At 58.2% G+C, this 21637-nt stretch carries 17 protein-coding genes; 8 read left to right on the forward strand and 9 right to left on the reverse strand.

Going from position 1 to position 21637, the window contains the following annotated elements:
* Window positions 1-133 precede the first annotated feature (133 nt).
* Window positions 134-1882, forward strand: a complete 1749-nt coding sequence (locus GJQ55_RS00070) for a potassium/proton antiporter (protein WP_228345475.1) — start codon at window positions 134-136, stop codon at window positions 1880-1882.
* A gap of 63 nt (window positions 1883-1945) precedes the next feature.
* On the opposite strand, the gene GJQ55_RS00075 is transcribed toward GJQ55_RS00070, so the two are convergent.
* From GJQ55_RS00075 to def, 7 genes are all read right to left on the reverse strand, one after another.
* Window positions 1946-2797 carry a universal stress protein gene (locus GJQ55_RS00075; protein WP_228345476.1) on the reverse strand — a complete coding sequence of 284 codons (852 nt, stop codon included), beginning with the start codon at window positions 2795-2797 and terminating at the stop codon, window positions 1946-1948.
* 20 nt (window positions 2798-2817) lie between these two features.
* A complete protein-coding gene (locus GJQ55_RS00080) occupies window positions 2818-4305 on the reverse strand; it encodes a SulP family inorganic anion transporter (protein WP_228345477.1) in 1488 nt (495 codons plus the stop codon).
* Between the two features lie 39 nt (window positions 4306-4344).
* Entirely contained in the window at window positions 4345-5793 is a 1449-nt protein-coding gene (locus GJQ55_RS00085) for a TrkH family potassium uptake protein (RefSeq protein WP_228345478.1), read from the reverse strand.
* Window positions 5794-5814: 21 nt separating this feature from the next.
* On the reverse strand, window positions 5815-7188 hold the full coding sequence (gene trkA, locus GJQ55_RS00090; RefSeq protein ID WP_228345479.1) for a Trk system potassium transporter TrkA: 1374 nt from the start codon (window positions 7186-7188) through the stop codon (window positions 5815-5817).
* Window positions 7189-7277: 89 nt separating this feature from the next.
* Complete coding sequence (gene rsmB / locus GJQ55_RS00095; protein WP_228345480.1) at window positions 7278-8612, reverse strand: 16S rRNA (cytosine(967)-C(5))-methyltransferase RsmB; 1335 nt, start codon at window positions 8610-8612, stop codon at window positions 7278-7280.
* Window positions 8609-9559 (reverse strand): methionyl-tRNA formyltransferase, encoded by a 951-nt coding sequence (gene fmt, locus GJQ55_RS00100; protein ID WP_228345481.1) that lies wholly within the window; start codon window positions 9557-9559, stop codon window positions 8609-8611. The genes rsmB and fmt overlap by 4 nt, the downstream gene beginning before the upstream one ends.
* Window positions 9559-10083 (reverse strand): peptide deformylase, encoded by a 525-nt coding sequence (gene def / locus GJQ55_RS00105; protein WP_228345482.1) that lies wholly within the window; start codon window positions 10081-10083, stop codon window positions 9559-9561. The genes fmt and def overlap by 1 nt, the downstream gene beginning before the upstream one ends.
* A gap of 112 nt (window positions 10084-10195) precedes the next feature.
* On the opposite strand from def, the gene GJQ55_RS00110 reads away from it, so the two are divergent.
* The 6 genes from GJQ55_RS00110 (at window position 10196) to GJQ55_RS00135 (ending at window position 16353) form a co-directional block, all read left to right on the forward strand.
* Window positions 10196-11236 carry a LysM peptidoglycan-binding domain-containing protein gene (locus GJQ55_RS00110; protein ID WP_228345483.1) on the forward strand — a complete coding sequence of 347 codons (1041 nt, stop codon included), beginning with the start codon at window positions 10196-10198 and terminating at the stop codon, window positions 11234-11236.
* 13 nt (window positions 11237-11249) lie between these two features.
* A complete protein-coding gene (gene dprA, locus GJQ55_RS00115; protein ID WP_228345484.1) occupies window positions 11250-12335 on the forward strand; it encodes a DNA-processing protein DprA in 1086 nt (361 codons plus the stop codon).
* An 87-nt stretch (window positions 12336-12422) separates the two neighbouring features.
* A complete protein-coding gene (gene tsaC / locus GJQ55_RS00120) occupies window positions 12423-12968 on the forward strand; it encodes an L-threonylcarbamoyladenylate synthase type 1 TsaC (RefSeq protein ID WP_228345485.1) in 546 nt (181 codons plus the stop codon).
* Window positions 12969-12978: 10 nt separating this feature from the next.
* On the forward strand, window positions 12979-13947 hold the full coding sequence (gene hemF, locus GJQ55_RS00125) for an oxygen-dependent coproporphyrinogen oxidase (RefSeq protein ID WP_228345486.1): 969 nt from the start codon (window positions 12979-12981) through the stop codon (window positions 13945-13947).
* Window positions 13940-14767, forward strand: a complete 828-nt coding sequence (gene aroE, locus GJQ55_RS00130) for a shikimate dehydrogenase (protein ID WP_228345487.1) — start codon at window positions 13940-13942, stop codon at window positions 14765-14767. Before hemF ends, aroE begins: the two co-directional genes overlap by 8 nt.
* Window positions 14768-14835: 68 nt before the next feature.
* Complete coding sequence (locus tag GJQ55_RS00135) at window positions 14836-16353, forward strand: hypothetical protein (RefSeq protein WP_228345488.1); 1518 nt, start codon at window positions 14836-14838, stop codon at window positions 16351-16353.
* Window positions 16354-16427: 74 nt separating this feature from the next.
* Here GJQ55_RS00135 and GJQ55_RS00140 read toward each other — a convergent pair whose 3' ends face one another.
* Window positions 16428-18272, reverse strand: coding sequence for a hypothetical protein (locus tag GJQ55_RS00140; protein ID WP_228345489.1), 1845 nt, complete (start codon window positions 18270-18272; stop codon window positions 16428-16430).
* 153 nt (window positions 18273-18425) lie between these two features.
* Here GJQ55_RS00140 and GJQ55_RS00145 point away from each other — a divergent pair, with 153 nt between their 5' ends.
* Entirely contained in the window at window positions 18426-19124 is a 699-nt protein-coding gene (locus GJQ55_RS00145; RefSeq protein WP_228345490.1) for a VC0807 family protein, read from the forward strand.
* Between the two features lie 86 nt (window positions 19125-19210).
* Here GJQ55_RS00145 and GJQ55_RS00150 read toward each other — a convergent pair whose 3' ends face one another.
* On the reverse strand, window positions 19211-21625 hold the full coding sequence (locus tag GJQ55_RS00150) for an ankyrin repeat domain-containing protein (RefSeq protein WP_228345491.1): 2415 nt from the start codon (window positions 21623-21625) through the stop codon (window positions 19211-19213).
* Between the last annotated feature and the right edge of the window lie 12 nt (window positions 21626-21637).

A 21637-nucleotide genomic window follows, 5' to 3' on the forward strand; every position in this document is an offset into this window, starting at 1 on the left:
GGCGATTTCGTTATATTTTTTTCGCACATTTCTGTGTTCGGGCGCTGAGCCAGCCGTACGCCTCTGTATGGCGGTTTTGGCTGCCTGCGGCGGTCTTGTTCCGCCACCCTCAAATCTATAATTCGGTATCCCGATGTTTGTTATTGATCAATTAATTTTACTTGCTGCCGTACTGATCCTGCTCGGTATTATGTCCAGTAAATTATCGGCCCGTCTTGGCTTGCCGATGCTGGTGTTCTTCCTGTTGGTGGGCATGCTGGCGGGCGAGGGTGGCATTGGCGGTATTGCTTTTGATAATGCCTCCTCGGCGCATGCACTGGGGACGCTGGCACTGGCACTGATTTTGTTCGATGGCGGTTTGCAAACACCGGTGGCCTCCATTCGCCGGGTCTGGAAACCAGCATCGGTCCTGGCGACAGTCGGCGTGATGGTCACGGCGGCTGTTACGGGGCTGGCGGCGGCCTGGATTTTAAATCTGCCGTTGCTTGAGGGACTGTTGCTGGGCGCCATTGTCGGTTCTACTGACGCCGCAGCGGTTTTTTCATTGCTGCGTAATGCCGGTGTCCATATTAATGAACGCCTGAAAGCCACGCTGGAAATTGAAAGTGCTTCCAACGACCCGATGGCGATCTTTCTCACTGTTGGCCTGCTGGAAATTCTGGTGAATGGCCTGCAGCCTGGTACTGGTTTGCTGATGCTGCTGATTAAGCAGATGGGCATAGGTGGGCTGGTCGGCCTGGGGGTGGGTTGGTTGGCCGTACAGCTGATTAATCGCATTCAGCTGGTGGCGACGGGGCTGTACCCGGTAATGGTGGCCAGCTGCGGTTTGCTTGCCTTTGGCGCGGCGGCCAATCTGGGTGGTAGTGGCTTCCTGGCGGTATTCCTGGCCGGCGTGGTCATTGGTAACAGCCGCTTTGTTTTTCAGCGCAGCACCTTTTTGTTTAACGACGGTCTGGCCTGGCTCAGCCAGATCACGATGTTCGTGATGCTGGGCTTGCTGATCAAGCCTGAGTCACTGTTTGACGTGTGGCTTGAAGGGTTGATGATTGCTCTGGTACTGATTTTCATTGCCCGGCCGCTGGCGGTTATTCCGGTTCTGAAGCTCAGTGGCTTTAACACCCGTGAGATCACCCTGGTGTCCTGGGTTGGCTTGCGCGGTTCCGTGCCCATTATCCTGGCGATTTTCCCGCTCATGTATAACCTGCCCGGGGCTGACCTGATTTTTAACGTGGTGTTTTTCGTGGTGCTGCTGTCGGCAACCGTGCAAGGCTCCACCTTGCCCTATATGGCCCGGAAGCTGCGGCTGACTGAAATACCTCCGGCGGCGCCGGCGGCGACGCTGGAAATTACCGCGCTGGGTGATGTTGATGCGGATATTGTGGAATACACCCTGGGTGACCGCGCCCGTGCCGCCGGCCGGCGCTTGTCGCAAACGGCTCTCCCCGATGGCACGGTGGTCGCCATGATTACCCGTGATAAAGAGGTTATTCCGCCGCGTGGTTCAACCGTGCTGAAAAACGGCGATCATTTATTTGTGGTGTTGCGTCCGGACGTGCGGGCTTTTGTTGACTGCGTGTTTTCTGAGGCCGAGGCCGCTTTTCGCACCGAGTTACCGGATACCGAGCTGCGTTTAAAGGGCATCACCCGGGTGGCTGATCTGGCGCATTCTTATGGGATTGAGCTGGGACTGGAAGGCTACCTCAGTCTGGATGATATTCTGCAGCAACGGCTTGAGGTCAAAGAACCTGGCGCGGTGCTGGTATTGGGGGATGTCACCCTGACCATCCGCGATATGGTAGGCAGTCGCATCAGCACGGTCGGCGTTAAGATTGTCGCGCCGGCAGAGACCGAAGCGGTAACCGCAGCGGCCGAACCGGCCTGATCACGCAGCGGCTGGCTGCCGGGCGATGGCCCGGTCGCCAGCGCCCCGCCTAACCCCCCAGCATCAGCGCAGCAGCAATAACGGAATATCGCTTTGGCTGACCATGGTGCGGGTATGGCTGCCGACAAAGAACTGGCGGAGGCGGGAATGCCCGTAAGCACCCATCACCATCAGACCAATATCGTGCTCCTGCTGATAGGCCGTCAGGGTTGCCGGGACGTCACCCTGCAGATGCGCCACGGTGACCTCAAAATCACGTGAACGCAGAATGTCGGCGGCGTGTTGCAGTTTGGCCCCATGCTCGTCATTGGTATGGCCAACCATCACCAGATGGCAGGGTAATCCCTTCAGCAACGGGCTTTGTGCATAGGCGTTCAGTGCCCGCTGGGCCGTTTCACTGCCATCGAAGGCCACCACAAAAGCGCGCGGGGCGGTAAATTCACCCACGGTCACCAGAATGGGTTTTTGCACGCCGCGGATCAGCGCTTCCAGGTGCGAGCCCAAGGTGTGATCCAGGCTGGCATGGCCTTCGCCCTGACGGCCCAGCACCAGTACGCGGGTATCGGCCTGTTGCTCCAGCAGGGTATCGACCACGCCGCCATGCCGCTGCACGGTTTCCACCGCCACCGCGCCCTGTTCGCGCACGATGTGAGCGGCGTCTTCCAGCAGGTGACGGCCATGTTCCAGCGCCAGTTTGGCGCGCTGCTCGTCCAGTTCGGTCAGTTGCTTCAGTAGCTGCTCGCGGGCGCCCAGACCAATGCTGCCGGACAGATTGTCGTGATGGTACGGGTCTTTTTCCAACACATGCAGTAAGCGCAGCGGCGCGTCCAGCCGCTGGCTGACCCAGGCGGCGGCAGCACACACAGAACGGGCCACCGGTGAGCCATCAATACAGACAATAATGTGGTTGCTCATCATATTCTCCTTATACCGGCTCAGTGGCCGCCCAGCAGTTTTTCAACTTCCTGCGGATTATTATGGACGCCAAAGCGGTCGACGATGGTGGCGGTGGCGGCGTTCATACCGATCAGCTCAACCGTAGCACCCTCGCGGCGGAATTTGATCACCACTTTATCCAGCGCCGACACCGCCGTGATATCCCAGAAATGCGCCTGGGTCAGATCAATGCGGATATTGGGCAGTGCTTCTTTAAAGTCGAACGACCGGCTGAAGGCATCGGATGACGCAAAGAACACCTGGCCAATTACGTTATAAACACGGGTGTCGGGTTCGGTTTGCTCGGTTTTGACCACCATAAAACGGCCGATTTTATTGGCAAAGAACAGCGCCGCCAGCAGCACTCCGGTAAACACGCCCAGCGCCAGATTGTGGGTAAAGACCACCACCACCACGGTGGCCAGCATCACAATATTGGTCGACAACGGGTGCGTCTTCAGATTGGTAATGGATTCCCAGGAGAAGGTACCGATCGATACCATAATCATCACCGCCACCAATGCGGCCATCGGAATCTGCCCCACCCAGTCGGATAAAAACACCACCATCAGCAACAACAGCAGGCCGGCGGTAAAGGCCGATAAGCGGCCGCGGCCACCGGATTTCACGTTGATGATGGACTGGCCAATCATGGCGCAGCCGGCCATGCCGCCCATTAAGCCGGCACCAATGTTGGCGATGCCCTGGCCTTTGCATTCCTGATTTTTGTCGCTGTCGGTGTCGGTCAGTTCATCGACAATGGTGGCGGTCATCATGGATTCCAGCAGGCCCACGGCGGCCAGCGAGGCGGAATAGGGCAGAATGATCCACAGGGTTTCCAGCGTCAGCGGCACATCCGGCCACAGAAACACCGGCAGGGTGTCGGGCAGTTCGCCCATATCGGACACCGTGCGGATATCCAGTCCCAGTACCATCGCCACCGCAGTCAGGACCAGAATGCACACCAGTGGGGACGGCAGCAGGGTGCCGATCTTCGGCACATAGGGGAACAGGTAAATAATGCCCAGCCCGGCGGCGGTCATGGCGTACACATGCCAGGTGACGTTGGTCAGCTCCGGCAGCTGAGCCATAAAAATCAGAATCGCCAGCGCGTTCACAAAGCCGGTAACCACCGAACGCGACACAAAGCGCATCAGATTACCGAGCTTCAGATAGCCGGCACCGATCTGCAGCACGCCGGTTAACAGCGTGGCGGCCAGCAGGTATTCCAGCCCGTGGTTTTTTACCAGCGTCACCATCAGCAGCGCCATGGCGCCGGTGGCGGCGGAAATCATGCCCGGACGTCCCCCCACAAAAGCAATCACAACGGCAATACAGAAGGAGGCGTACAGGCCCACTTTGGGGTCCACGCCGGCAATAATAGAAAACGCGATGGCTTCCGGGATCAGCGCCAGCGCCACCACGGTACCGGACAAAATGTCGCCACGGATATTGGAAAACCATTGCTGGCGGTAATGCGCAAGCATGCAGACTCCTGTTGCGTTACAGATAGGAAGAAAAGGCGCTCAGCTGCGCCAGAAGGTGGGGCTTAACAGCACCAGCAGGGTAAAAATTTCCAGTCGGCCCAGCAGCATGGTCAGTGCCAGCAGCCATTTGGCGGTATCGGAAATATTGCCGTAGTGAGCGGCCACATCGCCCAGCCCGGGGCCGAGGTTATTCAGACAGGAACCAACGGCGGAAAAGGCCGTGACCTGATCCATGCCGGTGGCCATTAAGGCCAGCATCATCACCATAAAGGTGACGATATAAACCGAGAAAAACCCCCATACACCGGTCAGCACGCGATCCGGCACCGCTCGTTTGCCGAGTTTCACCGGCATGATGGCGTTGGGGTGAATCAGACGCCGCACTTCGCGCACGCCCTGCTTATAAATCAACAGCACGCGGATCACTTTCATACCGCCGCCGGTGGAACCGGTACAGCCACCAATAAAGGCCATCATAAACAGCAGTACCGGCAGAAAGACCGGCCAGCTGGAGAAGTCGGCGGTGCTGAAGCCGGCGGTGCTGGCCACGGACACCAGCTCGAAAATGCCGTAGCGCAGCGAATCCAGAAAGCCGTAGGTATTGGTCAGCCACAGCGCAACGACGGTTAATACCGCACCGCCGGCCATAATCTGCAGGAAAAAGCGGATTTCCGGGTCCTGCAGATAATGGCTGAGGCTTTTATTGCGCCAGGCAAAGAAGTGCAGCGAGTAATTCATCGCCGCCACCAGCATAAAAAAGACGCAGATGCCTTCAATCACGGCGCTGTTGAAATGGCCAATGGACGCATCGTAGGTGGAAAACCCGCCAATACCGACCGTTGAGAAGCTGTGTACTGCCGCATCAAAGCCATCCATGCCGGCGGCCCAATACGCCAGGCCGCAGCTGAGGGTAAGGCCAGCGTACACATACCAGAGCGCCTTGGCGGTTTCGGCAATGCGCGGGGTGAGTTTGGTGTCTTTCATCGGCCCGGGCATTTCCGCCCGGTACAGCTGCATACCACCGATGCCCAGCATTGGCAGAATGGCGACGGCCAGAACGATAATGCCCATACCGCCCAGCCACTGCAGCTGCTGGCGATACCAGAGAATGGACTTGGGCAGGAATTCCAGCCCGGTCATCACCGTGGCGCCGGTGGTGGTCCAGCCCGACAGCGATTCAAAGAAGGCGTCGGCGAAGCTCAGGCCAGGATTGTCAGAGATCATAAAGGGCAGGGTGCCGGCCAGTCCCAGGGTCAGCCAGAACAGCGCAGCAATTAAAAAGCCGTCGCGGGTACGCAGCTCCTGCCGCACCTGCCGCACCGGCAGCCAGCTGGTAAAACCGATGCCGAAAATCATGACCATGGCGGTGACAAAGGCTTCGGTGGCACCATCGTCGTACCACATCGACACCAGAATCGGCGGCAGCATGGTCAGGCTGAACAGCATCAGCAGAATGCCAAGAATGCGGGCGATCATGGAAAAGTGCATACAGGCTCCGCGCCGGTTAAATCAGAAGAAGCCCAGGCCGACCTGGAACAGCCGCTCTACATCCGGAATATGGCGTTTTTTCATTACGAACAGAATGACGTGATCATTCGATTCCACCACCACATCGGAGCTGGCCATCACCACCTGCTCGCCGCGCACAATGGCACCGATGGTGGTGCCCGGCGGCAGTTTGATTTCGCGGATTTTCCGCCCCACCACTTTCGATGAATGTGAGTCGCCGTGGGCGATGGCTTCAATAGCCTCGGCCGCACCCCGGCGCAGTGAGTAGACGTTCACCACATCGCCGCGGCGTACGTGAGTGAGCAGGCTGCCGATGGTCGCCTGTTGCGGTGACACCGCCACATCGATCATGCCGCCCTGCACCAGATCGACGTAGGCGCCTTTGTTAATCAGCGTCATCACCTTGCGCGCGCCCAGCCGCTTGGCCAGCAGCGACGCCATAATGTTCACTTCATCGTCGTTGGTGAGGGCGCAGAACACATCGGTGTTTTCGATGTTTTCTTCTTCCAGCAGGGTCTGGTCGGTGGCGCTGCCGAGCAGCACCACGGTGCGGTCAAGGTTTTCGCTGAGGAACTGGGCACGATCTTCGCCGTGCTCGATCAGCTTGATCAGATAATCCCGTTCCAGCGCTTTCGCCAGCCGGTAACCGATGTTGCCGCCACCGACGATCATAATACGGCGGTAGGCGTCTTCTTCGCGGCGTAACTCATTGATAACCTTGCGGATATCGTCTTTGGCGGCAATAAAGAACACTTCGTCGTCGGCTTCAATCACGGTGTCGCCGGTCGGTTCAATGGCTTTGTTGCGGCGGAATACGGCGGCCACGCGGGTTTCGACATTGGGCAGGTGATCTTTCAGGTGGTGAATGGCGTGGCCCACCAGCGGGCTGCCGGCATAGGCGCGCACCGCCACCAGCTGCACCCGGCCATCGGCAAAATCCAGCACCTGCAGAGCGCCGGGATGCTGTAACAGGCGGCTGATGTAGTTGGTCACCACCTGTTCGGGGGAAATCAGCACGTCGATGGAGAAGGCATCGTTGCGGAACAGTTCGGGTTGCTTCAGATAATACCCGGAACGGATACGGCTGATTTTGGTGGGGGTGCGGAACAGCGTATAGGCCACCTGACAGGCAACCATATTGGTTTCATCCGAATTGGTTACTGCCACCAGCATGTCGGCGTCGTCGGCACCAGCATCGCGCAGCACATTCGGGTAGGAGCCGCGGCCGACGATGGTTTTGATATCCAGCCGGTCCTGCAGTTCGCGCAGGCGCTCGGCATCGGTGTCCACCACAGTAATGTCGTTTTGTTCATTGGCGAGGTTTTCGGCCAGTGTGCCGCCGACCTGGCCGGCGCCGAGGATAATGATCTTCATGATGCCCATCCCTGGGCATCACCCTGACGGGCAGCCTGCGGCTGTGCAAAAGTGCTGTCCTGCACTTTTGTCATTTTATTGCTCATTTTTCAGGTTCCTTTGCGCAGAAGTGCATAAAAAAAACCATCATGGCCATCCGGCTGTGGCAGTAATTGTCTGCCGGCATTACAGGCCTTACCCCAGGGAAAGTCCAGCTCCGTCAGGCCGACATTGGTATGCCGGTTGATGAAGTTCTGGATCTGCTCGCTGTTTTCCCGTGGCAATACCGAACAGGTGGCATACAGCAGGCGGCCACCGGGTTTCAGCAGGTTCCAGGCGGTATCCAGCAGGCGTGCCTGCACCTCTGCCAGTTGCTCAATGTCTTCGCGCCGGCGCAGCAGTTTGATGTCCGGGTGGCGGCGGATCACGCCGGTAGCCGAGCAGGGCGCGTCGAGCAGAATGGCGTCGAACTGTTCGCCGTCCCACCAGTCGTCCGGTGCGCCGATATCGGCGCAGAGTACGTCCGCCTGCAGCTGCAGGCGGGCGAGGTTCTCATGCACCCGGCCCAGCCGGCTTTCTTCGATATCGACCGCCAGCACGCGGGCATCGGCCCGCTCCAGCAGGTGACAGGTTTTGCCTCCGGGGGCGGCGCAGGCATCCAGAATGCGTTCGTTGGCCTGCGGTGCCAGCAGCTGCGCGGCTAATTGCGCGGCCTCGTCCTGCACGCTGAAGTCGCCCTCGGCAAAACCGGGCAGCTGGGTGATGTCGCAGGATTCCGCCAGATAAATACCATCGGCGCTGAATTCTGCCGCGCGGGCGTCGATACCGGCGCTGGTCAGCCGGGCCAGATAGTCGTCACGGCTACCGTGGCGACGGTTAACACGCAGGCACAGCGGTGGCCGTTCGTTGTTCTGCTGCAGAATGGCTTGCCAGTCGTCCGGCCAGGCTTTGCTCAGCATTTTCACCAGCCACTTCGGATGGCTGGTGGCGGTAACCGGATTCTCGTCCAGCGGCGGCAGCAGGCTTTCATATTCGCGGCCATAGCGGCGCAGACAGGCATTCAGTACGGATTTGGCGTAGCCCTTGCCCAGCTCTTCACAGACTTCCACAGTAGCGTGCACGGCGGCGTGCGGCGCTTTGCCCTGAATGGCCAGCTGGTACAGGCCGATGATCAGCAGGGCGCTGAGGTCCTGATCTTCTTCACCGAAGGGGCGGCTTTGCAGAATTTTTGCCAGCGCATGCAGGCGCTGGTAATGACGGCAGCTGCCCAGCACCAGATCGCGCAGAAAGCCACGGTCGGCGCTGTCGACGCGTGCTTCCAGTGGCGGCAGACATTGATTCAGCGACTGGCCATTCAGTACGCCGGCCAGCGCCATGGCGGCGGCGCGGCGGGCGCTGAGCGGGCTGTTCAGGCTTTTATGCCAGGGCGATAGCGGCGCGCTCATAAAGTGGATGCCAGCAGGTGGTTGGGCTGGAACAGCTGCGGCTGACCGTTAATCACATCCGCCACGCGCATGGCTTTTTTGCCTGGCAGCTGCACCTGGGTAATGCGCAGTACGCCGTCACCACAGGCCACGTCCAGGCCTTCGGCCGCGGCGCGGATAATGGTGCCCGGCAGCAGCGCGGTGGTTTGCTCCAGCGCTTCCGCCATTAATACCCGGATGCGTTCATCGCCCAGCAAGGTGTAGGCCATCGGGAAGGGATTGAACGCCCGCACCCGCAGGGCGATTTCGTCGGCTGGCTGGTGCCAGTCAATCAGGGCTTCTTCTTTCAGCAGTTTGTGCGCGTAATTGGCCAGCGCATCGTTCTGCTTTTCCGGTTGCAGGGTGCCAGCTTCCACCTGCGCCAGTGTCGCCAGCAGGGCTGGTGGGCCCAGTTCCGCCAGCCGGTCGTGCAAGGTGCCGCCGGTGTCATCAGCGAGAATACCGGTAGTGACTTTGCTCAGCATGGCACCGGTATCCAGGCCTTTATCCATCTGCATGATGGTGATGCCGGTGAGCTTGTCGCCGGCTTCAATGCAGCGCTGAATGGGGGCGGCTCCGCGCCAGCGCGGCAACAGCGAGGCGTGTACGTTCAGACAACCGTATTTGGGCGCATCCAGTACGCTTTGCGGCAGAATCAGGCCGTAAGCCACCACCACCATCACATCGGCCTTCAGGCTTTGCAGCTGTTCAACGTCGGCAGCATCTTTAAAGTTCAGTGGCTGGTAAACCGGCAGGCCATGATCCAGCGCTACCTGTTTTACCGGGCTGGGCTGCAGTTTTTTACCACGCCCGGCCGGCCGGTCGGGCTGGGTATAGACGCCGATTACCTCATGGCCGCTGTGAATCAGCGCCTGCAGGTGAATGGCCGCAAACTCCGGCGTGCCGGCAAACAGAATGCGTAAGGCCATTATTTTTTGCCCTGCTGGCGGGCTTCCAGTTTGTGTTTCTTTTCCAGCTTGTCTTTGATGCGGTTACGTTTCAGGGTCGAGATATAGTCCACCATCAGCTTGCCTTCGAGGTGGTCGACTTCGTGCTGTATGCACACCGCCAGCAGGCCGCGGCATTCCATTTCAAAGGGATTGCCGTGGCGGTCGATGGCTTTCACCAGACAGTGTTCAATGCGGGTAACGTCTTCGTAGAACCCCGGTACCGACAGGCAACCTTCCTGCATGGTTTCCGGCTCGCCTTCCAGTACGGTGATTTCGGGGTTAATAAACACCAGCGGTTCGGATTTATCTTCCGAGACGTCGATGGTGATGATGCGCTCATGCACATTCACCTGGGTGGCCGCCAGGCCAATGCCCGGTGCGGCGTACATGGTGTCGAACATATCGTTGACGATGGCGCGCACGCGCTCGTCAACGTCGGCCACCGGCGCGGCTTTGGTGCGTAAACGGGGATCCGGGTATTCTAAAATTTCGAGTAAGGCCATAGAGTTGACTGCTTATATAGAACAATGTGGTCGTGACTTGCTAAGATGCCGGTCAGGCAGTGACATTCAATGCGAGATCAACGGGATCCGCCAATAATAAAGGGAATACAGGATGAGCAAAACCATCAAGGGCATTCTGCTGGCTGGTTTGATGGGCCTTTCGGCCGGAGCCATGGCGCTGACGCTGAAAAGCGATGCCCCGGAGCGCTATGTGGTTAAGAAAGGCGATACCCTGTGGGGCATTTCCGAACGCTTTACCAATGATGCCTGGCAGTGGCCGGAAATCTGGTATCTGAATGAAAAAATTGACAACCCGCATCTTATTTTCCCTGGCGATGAACTGAGCCTGGTGATGATCAACGGCGAAATGCGTCTGACCGTTACCAAGCGTGGCGAAGCCAGCCGCACCGTTAAGCTGCAACCTACCGCCCGCGTCGAGCCCATTGAATCGGCTATTCCTGCGATTCCTCAGGACGCCATCCGTGGCTTCCTGCGCCATAACCGCGTGGTGGCACCGGCAGAACTGGATAACGCCCCGCGCATTATTTCCGGTGAAGACGCCCGTCTGATGATGGGTGCCGGCGGCAAAGTGTACGCCCGCGGTGAATTTGGTGAGGAAGTGTCCGCGGCCTACGGCGTGTTCCGTCGTGGTCAGGTGTATCGTGACCCGCAAACCAACGAAGTGCTGGGCCTGGAAGCGACCGACATTGGTCAGGGCCGTGTCGAAGCCAAAGATGGTGACATCGTGACGCTGGAACTGGAGCGTACCAACCAGCAGGTAGCCATTGGTGACCTGCTGCTGCCGACCGAAGACCGTGCTCTGCTGGCCAATTATTACCCGAAAGCGCCGGCCAAAGCCCTGAATGGTCAGATTCTGGCGGTCTCCGGTGGCGTGACTCAGGTGGGCCAGTACGACGTGGTGGTGCTGAACCGCGGTGAGCGCGATGGCCTGGAAGCCGGTTCCGTCTTACTGGTGAAAAAGACCGGCAATGTGGTGTACGACCGCGTCGCCGGTGAGCGGGTCCAGCTGCCCGATGAGCGTGCCGGGACAGTGATGGTGTTCCGCACCTTTGAAAAAATGTCTTACGGCCTGGTGATGCGGGCGACCCGTCCGCTGCGCGTGGGCGACAAGATCGAAAACCCGAATCAATAATAAGGAATTCTCTATGCTCAGGGACGAGCTGTTACTGGCCTGGTGGCGTTTAACCCAATTGCCGGGCATTGGTCCGGTGGCCATCAACGAACTCCGCACCCGTCTGGGTGATCCGCGTGAACTCCTGCATACCTCGTCCGAGCAACTGGTGGCGCTGGGTTTTAACCCTGAAGCGGCCCGCCGCTGGGCTACCGATGCCAGCCTGAATGACGGCTTTGCTGCCTTACAGGCCTGGCGTCAGCACAAGCACTGCGGTGTGTTGCTGGCCGGCATGGAACCCTATCCGGACATTCTGGCGGCGCTGCCTGATGCGCCGGTGATTCTGTATTACCACGGTGACCTGGCTTGTCTGCAGCAGCCCATGATTGCCATGGTCGGCAGTCGTAACCCAACCCCCTATGCCCGTGAATGGACGCAGCAAACCGCGCGCGAGCTGGCGGCCACTGGCGTCACCGTGGTCAGCGGGCTGGCGCTGGGTATTGACGGTGCCGCCCATCAGGGCGCGCTGGAAACGGGCCGGACGGTGGCGGTGCTGGGCAGTGGCGTGGATGTGATTTATCCACAGCGGCACCTGGGACTGGCGCAGATGATCATGCATAAGGGATTGTTGCTGTCGGAGTTTGCGCCCGGTACCGCGCCACAGCCATCGCATTTTCCATCGCGTAACCGCATTGTCAGTGGTCTCAGCCTGGGTACCGTGGTCGCGGAAGCAGCCAGCAAAAGCGGTTCGCTGATTACCGCTAAGCTGGCGGCAGAACAGGGCCGCGAGGTGTTTGCCTTACCTGGCGCGGTGACCAATCCACTGAGTCATGGCTGCCATCAGCTGATCCGCGACGGTGCCATTTTGGTACAAAACGCCACCGATATTCTGCAGGAACTGCAGCTTAACCCCGGTATCCAGCCCGGTTTGTTTGACGCCGTAGCTGCCAGCGACCCGGTACCAGCCTTGCTGGTGCACATTGATTACACCGCCACCTCGCCGGACGTGATTGCCATCCGCTCCGGGCTGGGCATGGCCCGCCTGTTACCGGAACTGTTGGATCTGGAATTACAGGGCTGGCTGCAGCAGGTGCCGGGCGGGTACTTGCGTACCCGCTGATTCCGGCGACCAGGCTGCGCTCATTCGCCTCTTGTTCCCGTTTGCGCCTTGCAGTAGGGTTCGCACTTTCCTTTTTCTGATGCAATTATGAGCAACGACTCCTTGCTGCAGGCGGCGGCCTGTATCCGTGCTGGCGGTGTGCTGGCCTACCCGACCGAGGCCGTGTGGGGGCTGGGCTGCGACCCGGCCAATGAGCAGGCCATTGCCCGTATTCTGGAACTTAAAGACCGCCCCTGGCACAAAGGGCTGGTGGTGGTGGCCGCGTCACTGGAGCAGCTGCAACCCTGGTTATTACCGCTGGCCGATGATGACCTGGCCCAGGTAATGGCTACCTGGCCGGGCCCGGTTAGCTGGGTCTTGCCCTGCCGGCCCGATGTGCCGCGTCTGCTGCGGGGTGAACATGAATCACTGGCGGTGCGGGTAACCGCGCATCCGCTGGTGCGCGCCTTGTGTGAACAGGTCGGCCCGCTGGTGTCGACCTCTGCCAATCCGGCGGGTCAGGAACCGGCCCGTTCGCTGCAGGACGTGCAGCACTATTTTAAGGACAGCCTTGATTACATTCTGCCGGGTGAGCTGGGTGGCCGCGCCCAGCCTTCGGAAATCCGCACGCTGAGTGGTCAGCGTCTGCGTTGAGGAGATTGATATGAGTCATGCTCACAATGGTTGCGATGTCGCAGCGGTTAAAGCGTTTTTACTGGATTTGCAGGACCGCATCTGTGCAGCGCTGGAAGCCCAGGATGGCGGCACCACTTTCGTGGAAGACGCCTGGGAACGTCCGGCGGCCGAAGGTGCGCTGGCATTAACCGGCGGTGGCCGTACCCGCGTGATCGCCAATGGCACCGTTATTGAAAAAGGCGGCGTGAATTTTTCCCACGTTCGTGGCGAGCGCTTGCCGGCGTCGGCTACCGCCTCGCGCCCGGAACTGGCCGGCCGCAGCTTTCAGGCGCTGGGCGTGTCGCTGGTGATTCATCCGCATAATCCTTATGTACCGACTTCCCACGCCAACGTGCGGTTGTTTATTGCCGAGAAAGACGGCGAAGAGCCTGTGTGGTGGTTCGGTGGCGGCTTCGACTTAACACCGTTTTATCCCTTTGAGGAAGACGTTGTGCACTGGCATCAGGTCGGCAAAGACCTGTGCGCGCCGTTCGGACCTGAGGTGTTTCCTAAGTACAAAAAATGGTGCGACGAATACTTTTATCTGAAGCATCGTAACGAAAGCCGTGGCGTCGGCGGATTGTTCTTCGACGACCTGAACAGCTGGGACGGTGAACTGAATTTTGCCAAATCCTTCGCCTTTATGCAGGCGGTGGGTAATGGCTATATCGATGCCTATGTGCCCATTGTGGCGAAGCGCAAAGCGCTGGAATACGGTGAGCGTGAGCGTAAATTCCAGTGCTACCGCCGTGGCCGCTACGTGGAGTTCAACCTGGTGTTCGACCGCGGCACCATCTTTGGTTTGCAGACCGGTGGCCGTACCGAGTCCATTCTGATGTCGCTGCCGCCGGTGGTGCACTGGGATTACGACTGGCAGCCAGAGCCCGGTTCGCCGGAAGCTCGTCTGACCAGCGATTTTCTGCCGCATAAAGAGTGGGTGTCAGCACGGTATGACTGATCTGTACGCGGTGGCCGGTAACCCCATCGGCCACAGTAAATCACCGCTGATTCACAGCACCTTTGCCCGCCAGACGCAGCAGGACTTGCTCTACAAAGCCCTGCTGATGCCGCTGGGAGAATTCGCCGCCAAAGCGGAAAAGTTTTTTCAGCACGGCGGCAGTGGCCTGAACGTGACCGTGCCGTTTAAGGAAGACGCCTTCCGGTTTGCCACTACCCACACGCCCCGGGCGCTGCGGGCGCAGGCGGTGAACACCCTGAAAAAAATGCCCGACGGCAGCATTCTGGCCGACAACACCGACGGCGTTGGTCTGGTACGCGATTTAACCCTGAACCATCAGGTGCCTTTGGCGGGCAAACGCATTCTGCTGCTGGGTGCCGGTGGGGCGGTGCGTGGTGTATTGCAGCCGCTGTTGGAACAACAACCGGCCGAGTTGGTGATTGCCAACCGCACGGTCAGCAAAGCGGAACAGCTGGCCCGTGACTTTGCCGACCTTGGTTGTGTAACCGCCAGCAGCTTTGCTGATGTGCCCGGTGCCTTCGATCTGATTATTAACGGCACCTCGGCTAGTCTGGGTGGTGAATTACCGCCGCTGCCGCTGACCGTGTTCAAAGACGGCACGGTCACCTACGACATGATGTACGGCGCTGGCCGCACCGTGTTTAACCAATGGGCCCATGAGCAGGGCGTGACCATAACGCTGGATGGGCTGGGCATGCTGGTGGAGCAGGCCGCCGAAGCCTTTTATTGCTGGCGTGGTGTGCGTCCGGATACCGCCACCGTGATACAGCGGCTGCGGCAGGAACGTCGTACCTATTGATACGGTATCGTTATCAACACAGAACGCTATAATGGCCCACTCTGTCTGATAACCTACAAGGACGATCCATGCGTACCCTGCTGTTGCCGGTGCTGTTGTGCTGTTCCCTGCCGGCCCTGGCCTTACCCGCTGAATTCCGCGACTGCGGTGCCAACCGCGATGAAGCCCTTACCAATCTGGCCACCTCTCTGGTGGCCGATATCCGCTCCGAAGTCCGCCAGACGGTTTCCACCAGTTCGTTTCTGGGCATTAACCTCACCAGCCGCAAGGAAAGCCTGGATCAGGGCGTCAGTACCAATCTGAAACTGAAAGGCGTGGAATTCCGCCGCGAAGACGATGGTTACTGTGCTTACCTGAAGCGCGATGATCTGCGTGCCATGGCCGTGGATTACCACCGCCAGGCACAGAATTACCAGCTGAAAAACCTGCCCGATGAGGTGCGCCCGCGCATCCGTACCCTCGACCAGTGGCAGCAGGATCTGGAACAAATCCGCCTGCTGGGGCTGTTGTTCCCGCGTGATTTACCGCGCGGCTGGGAAAAGCAGCTGGCCAGCCAGCAGAAAACCCTCGCCAATGCCCGGGCCGGATTGTATCCGCAGGGCATTACCGTTCGCGTGACCGGTGCCGATGCCCGTCTGACCATTGCCGGTAAGCCGATGAAATCGGGTGAGCCACTGTATTTACCGGTGGGCCAGTACCAGTATCAGGTGAGTGCGCCGGGGTTCTGTGCGGTTACCGGTAAGGTCAGTCTGGACGCCAGTGAAGACGAGTCCATCCGGGTTGATATGAGCCGCAATCGCCTGCCGACCCTGCAGCTGACCACCAATAAACCCGGTCAGGTACGGTTGATGGCGGATGGCCAGCAACTGCAGGACGGCAAACGTCTTACCCTGCAGCGTTGTGACGGTGAGGTGGCGGTGGCGTTGACCTATTACGATGGCAGCGAAACCATCAGTCGCGACAGCCGCTACAGCCTGAAGCCGGGCCGTGAAATCACCGACCATTTCCGCTTCTACAGCCGCCGCGAGCTGAACCAGCTGGAACAGCTGAGCAATCAGTTCAGCCGTGGTGAGCGGCTGGAAATCAAATACGGCTACACCTGGCTGCCGTCCGAATACGAAGACTTTGCCGGCGCCGAATTTGACGGCATGCATCAGCTGAAAATTAACTACCTGCAGATGAACACATGGCTGCGTCATGGCCCGGGCATCATGGTGGGCCGCAGTGGCGACAAGATCAGCGGCGATCTGCTCTATAACCTGGGCCTGCAATTCACCAACATGGGCGAAGGCCGGCCGCTGCACGTTCTGGGTAAGGTGGCCTTTGTGCCCTTTGTGAACCTGCAGCTGGGGGTGGGTTATCACCAGTTTGGCCAGAGCGACACGGACATCAGTCTGGATACCTTCCGTGAACAGGCCAGCGATGAGGAAGACGATCTCGTGCGCGATTATCTGGTCGCCCGCGTTGGTGCCGGGCTGGATATCAGCCTGACCCGCTGGATTGGCGTGCAGCTGTATGCGGATAAATCCTTTACCCAGGAAAATAGTGTGGTGGTGGGGGCCGGTTTAACCCTGAAGCTGCCCTGATTCTCTGTTTGCGCGGGTGAACGAAAAATGGCAGGCCAGCGCCTGCCATTTTTTATGGGCGCGGTTGAGGCCGCTCAGAACATCAGGTTCAGCCGCACAAAGGGCCCCCAGCGCACATCGGTGCGCTCAAAGGCTGCGCGGATTTCATCCGCTTCAATCTCGGAATCCTCGCTGATGCCGTTGTAGTAGGTTTCCACATCGGCGCTGACGCCCGCCTGTAACGCCGCGCCCAGACCACCCCAGCGCACCGAGCGCGCCTGCCAGAAGTAGCCGGCTTCCACAAAACCATCCAGCGCCAGACCGATATCGTCACTGTGCTCTTTGCCGCTGACGGCCTCGGCCTGGCGCAGGATATCGGCACCGATGTCATAGCGGTACAGGCCAATACCGACGCGGCCGTCCAGATAAAAACCCCGGCTATTGAACAGATAGCGCGAGGTATATTGGGCGGTGTCGTAGCCGATTACATACGTCAGCTTCTGCAGTTCAAAATCCGGATCAAAATAAATATCCGGGTCGCCTAAGCCACTTTCAAAAAATCCCACCGCCATCGGCATATTATTGCGGCTGTAGCTCACCCCGCTGAGCCAGCCCAGTTCGCTGGTGACCAGCAGGGCAAAGCGCTGGTAGTCGTTTTCAAAGGCCACCACCTGCTCGGCGCCGTTGTTATCGCGATAGGTGGCGACACCACCAGCCAGCTCGCTGGCGAATTCCAGCTGCAGGCGGGTCGGGCCATGGAAGAAGCGTTCAAAGCCAATGCTGCCGTAGAGTTTGCGGGTGGCGCTGCGCTCCAGTTGGTTCATGCCCTGTTCGGCCTCGCTGGTCAGCCAGGTAAGGGCAATCTGGTTGCCGGCCAGTTGCCCGGCCAGGCGGTATTCCCGCAGTACCGACTCGTTCATGTCGTACTTCACCGACGCCAGTTTGTCGGTACTGCCATCGCTGCCAGCGGGGCTTTCCACCGACTGTGATACTGACCAGTGGGTGGCGCGGATACCGGCACCGATAAGCAGATCGGCTAAATCCGGGGTTTGGTACGGGTTGGCTTCAGGCTGCTGCGCCGGCAGGCTTTCCGGGCGCAGGCGATAAAATTTGGTGCTGCTGCGCAGACGGGTGGAAACCCGCAGTTCGTTATCGGCGGCCTGATACAGTTCCGGGCGCACGCCGGTGTCGTCGCCGATGCTGTTGGTCACCGTGTAGTGGCGGGCGTTATCGCCCTGCAGGTGGTACAGACTGAGGTTTTTATTGCGCTTGTTGCGGTACTCGTACAGCGCGACCCAGGTGTTGCCGGGTGCTTGCGGAAAGACACTGAGGATATGGTCAAAATCACTGTGGCGTTGCAGGCCGGTGCGGGTCTGGCGTTGGCCGCTGGCGTCAATCACATACAGATTAAAGTCTTTATCCAGCATGGCCAGTACCCAATGGCCACGGTACGAGGTGGCAAACCGGTAATGCAGTGGCCTGGCCGGCAGCGTCTGGCTGCGGTTGCCCACCCGCAAGGTACGGCCGCTGAGGCAGATTAACTCGCCCCGGAGGCTGATAACGCCATCGCTGAAGCTGACACAGTTCGCCAGTGCAGCATCGGCAACCGCTACCCGCTGGCCATGATTATCGGCCAGATAATACTGCTCACCATTGCGGTACAGCGCGTACGTGACCTGTTGATAACGGCTTTGGGTGATTAACGAGGAATTTTTGCCGACGCGGAAGCGTTGTTCGCCCACCGCCACCCAGTAGGAACAGTTTTGGTCTTTGCACTGGCTGTACCAGTTGGCAGAGGTAATGTTCAGGCTGTGCATATATTGCCAGTAGCTGAGGCCGTTATCGCTGGCCGGGCTGTGCTCCCACAGCAGGGACTGAGCGGTGGCCGAGCCGGTGATGAATAACAGGATGCAGCACAACAAACGGACAGGCTGAAACACGCAATTTCCTTAATAGCGGTGAGTGGTGGACAACTTCAGCGCCGCAGTATAACGGCCAATGCCGGTGGCTGCCCTGTCGTGCATCATTGATTGCGCCTCCCATCGACCGGGGCGGGCCGCTATACTGGGCGCCACTTTTTTGGGGAAGCGCTTATGTCTGCACCGGCCGGCACAAAAAAAAATCACAGTTTTTTCAGCAATCTGCTGTTTAACATCGTTATTCCGACGCTGATTCTGACCAAGGCCAGTGGCGACGATATGCTCGGTCCGACCCTGGGCGTGGTGGTGGCACTGGCGTTTCCGCTGGCGTTCGGCTTCTGGGATTTAAAAAATGCCGGCAAGGTGAACGTATTTTCCATTCTCGGCGTGGTCAGTGTGCTGCTGACCGGTGGCATCAGCCTGCTGAAATTACCGCCGGAATATCTGGCTATTAAGGAAGCGCTGATTCCGGGGCTGATAGGTCTTGGGGTGTTGGTGACCCTGAATACCCGCTATTCGCTGCTGCGCATGATTATTCTCAACGACGAAATTATGGATACCGAACGGCTGCAGCAGGTAATTGCCGAGCGCGGCGAGCAGGAACATTTTGACCGCCATCTGAACGTGGCCAATAAAATTGTCGCGGCGTCATTTTTTTTATCGTCGGCGCTGAATTATGGCCTGGCGCGTTATCTGGTGACCGCCATGCCCGGCACGCCGGAATACAACGAGCAGCTGGGCACCATGACCGCCATGAGCTACCCGGTAATTGTCATTCCCAGCATGATCGTGCTGGTAGCCGCTATCTGGTATTTGTTCCGTCAGGTGCGCAAGGTAACTGGCCACGGTCTGGAAGATTTTATGCGCCAGTAAGCGCAGCGGTTTGCTGATGACTGGCTTTAACAAGACGGATAGACAGAAAAAACGGAGCGCGAGGCTCCGTTTTTTTTGGGTAGGTGTCAGCAGGAACCGGAATCGAATTCCCACTGGCCGGACAGTGAGTTGTATTTTTGTTGCGCCTGGAAGCGCACCTGACGGCCATCGTCATAGGTGCGGTAACAGTCGCCGTTATTGCAGCGGGTATTGCAGGTAACAACCCCTGCCCGCTTGGCTGGCCGGGCGGGAAACAGGCCGGAGTTATTGCTCACTGGTTGGCTGGTGGCGCCGGTTTGTACAGCGTGTTCGCGCAATATGGCCACAATATTCCAGTGACCAGCCTTGCGGGCTTCGTCTTCGGCGGTGCGGTCAAATTTATTTTTCAGTGTAACGCTGGCCTTATTCTTCAGGAGCACCTGCACCAGTTGCGGATAATTGTTCAGGGCTGCCAGTTGTAGTGGGCTTACCAGCTCATGATTGAGACTATCGACCATGGCTCCGGCTTTTATCAGCAACTGAGCCATGTCTGCCTGCACGGCATCGCCGCCTTTGTGGTCCTTATTAGCGGTGAAGTGCAGGGCTGTCCAGCCGTTATTATTTTTTTGATTCAGAGTGGCCTTGTTCGTTACCAATAACCGCACCAGCTCGATATGACCTCGGTTAACAGCACTCATTAACGGTGTCCAGCCATTGTTGTCAAACAGTGCAGCATTTGCTCCGGCAGTCAGCAACACTTGGGCCACAAGCGGCCGATTATGGTAAGCAGCAAGATTCAACGGGGTGTCATTGTTGCTATTTTGTGCGTTGATATCGGCACCGGCCTGAATCAGCAATTTAGAGATTTGTGCCTGTAATGCATCGCCGCCTTTATTGCTCTTATTGGCCGTAAAGTGCAGGGCGGTCCAACCGTCTTTTTCTTGCTGATTCAGAGTGGCCTTGTTCGTCACCAATAACCGCACCAGCTCGATATGGCCTTCATCAACGGCACTCATTAAAGGAGTCCAGTCATCGCTGTCGGATAGTGTTGGATCGGCTTTGGCCGCCAGTAATGCCTTGGCGACAAGTGGCCGGTTGTTGACGGCAGCAAGTTTCAGCGGAGTATTGCCTTTGTCGGTTTGTGGGTTGATATCGGCACCGGCCTGAATCAAAAGTTGGGCGATTTTTGCTTGAGTGGCGTCACCACCGCGGTTGTCTTTATCGACCGTCAGGTGCAGGGCGGTCCAGCCGTCTTTTTGTTTCTGATTCAGAGTGGCTTTGTTCGTTACCAATAACCGCACCAGCTCGATATGGCCTTCATTAACGGCACTCATTAAAGGAGTCCAGCCATCACTGTTGGATAGTGTTGGATCGGCTTTGGCCGCCAGTAATGCTTTTGCGACGAGCGGTCGGTTATTGAGAGTAGCGACGCGTAGTGGACTGTTGCCCTTGTTATTTTGCGGGTTGATATCGGCGCCCGCCTGAATCAACAATTTAGCGATCTGTGACTGTAATTCATCGCCCCCTTTATTGCTGTCATTGGCCGTGATGTGCAGGGCAGTCCAGCCGTCTTTTTGTTTCTGATTCAGAGTGGCCTTGTTCGTTACCAATAACCGCACCAGCTCGATATGGCCTTCATCAACGGCATTCATTAAAGGAGTCCAGCCATCACTGTTGGATAGTGTTGGATCGGCTTTGGCCGCCAGTAATGCCTTGGCGACAAGAGGTCGGTTGTTTAAGGCAGCAAGATTCAGCGGGGTATTGCCGTAGTTATTTTGTGCGTTGATATCGGCACCGGCCTGAATCAGCAGTTGGGCGATTTGTACCTGAGTGGCATCGCCACCAAGACTGTCTTTGTCGACCGTGAGGTGCAATGCCGTGAAGCCCTCCCATTGCATATTGAGGGTATCTTTAAACACCACCAGACGCTCAACAAAGTTCTGTTTGCCCATCAAGGTTGCCTGCATCAATGCGGTCACGTCTTTGCGGGTGCTGGAAAAATCAAACCCGGCGTTGGCCAGTAAATCGATACAGGGCAGGCAATCGGCGATAAGCGCGGTGACGGCAAAGGAGTCATTATCGCCGTACCAGTAAAACGAAGTCTGGCTAAGCAGTTGTTCCAGTGTTGTGGTGTCTTTCTTGCGGATAGCTTCCCGAACTTGTTCCCGCTGAGGCTTGCCCGCTTCAATGAGTTGTGTTGCCCATTTTTTCCGCACCACCAATGAACTCTCTTTGGCGTAATCAATGGCGGTCAGCCCGTTTGTGTTGCGCAGAAACGGATTGGCACCTGCGGCAAGTAATTGAACTGCCTGCGGTTCATTTTTATTGCGGATGGCAAGCATCAGCGCAGTATCGTTTTGTTCATTCAGGCGGGCATTGATATCCAGCCCGGCGGCGAGTTGTTTGTTAATGGTTTTCTGGTCGTTCTGCTCTAATGCCTGAGCAAAACGGGCAGGGTCCGGCGTGGTGGCACAGGCCGCTAATAATACACAGCCGGTTACGGCGAGCAGTGACTTCAGCACGATAAGTTCCTT

The sequence above is a fragment of the Venatoribacter cucullus genome, from assembly GCF_016132445.1.
GTDB lineage: Bacteria > Pseudomonadota > Gammaproteobacteria > Pseudomonadales > Oceanobacteraceae > Venatoribacter > Venatoribacter cucullus.